A 365-nucleotide genomic window follows, 5' to 3' on the forward strand; every position below is an offset into this window, starting at 1 on the left:
GAGCCGGAAACACCAACACCGCCAACGCCAGAGGTACCAGCTGAACCTGGTAAACCAGTGCCACCCGCAAAAGAAGAACCTAAAAAGCCTTCTAAACCAGTGGAACAAGGCAAAGTAGTAACACCTGTTATTGAAATCAATGAAAAGGTTAAAGCAGTGGTACCAACTAAACAAAAACAATCTAAGAAATCTGAACTACCTGAAACAGGTGGAGAAGAATCAACAAACAAAGGTATGTTGTTCGGCGGATTATTCAGCATTCTAGGTTTAACGTTATTACGTAGAAATAAAAAGAATAACAAAGCATAATCAATCTAAAATTGACAGGTTTATTTCATAAATTATATGAAGTAAGCCTGTTTTTT

Annotated in this window: 1 protein-coding gene; it reads left to right on the forward strand. The window is 37.3% G+C overall.

Annotation, left to right across the window (positions count from 1 at the left end; genetic code table 11):
* A partial coding sequence (locus tag HMPREF2658_RS06430) for an LPXTG cell wall anchor domain-containing protein (protein WP_050596860.1) occupies nt 1–309 on the forward strand: 309 nt, incomplete at its 5' end.
* Nucleotides 310–365 lie beyond the last annotated feature (56 nt).

Origin of the sequence: Staphylococcus sp. HMSC062H10 (assembly GCF_001836945.1) — a bacterium.
GTDB lineage: Bacteria > Bacillota > Bacilli > Staphylococcales > Staphylococcaceae > Staphylococcus > Staphylococcus aureus.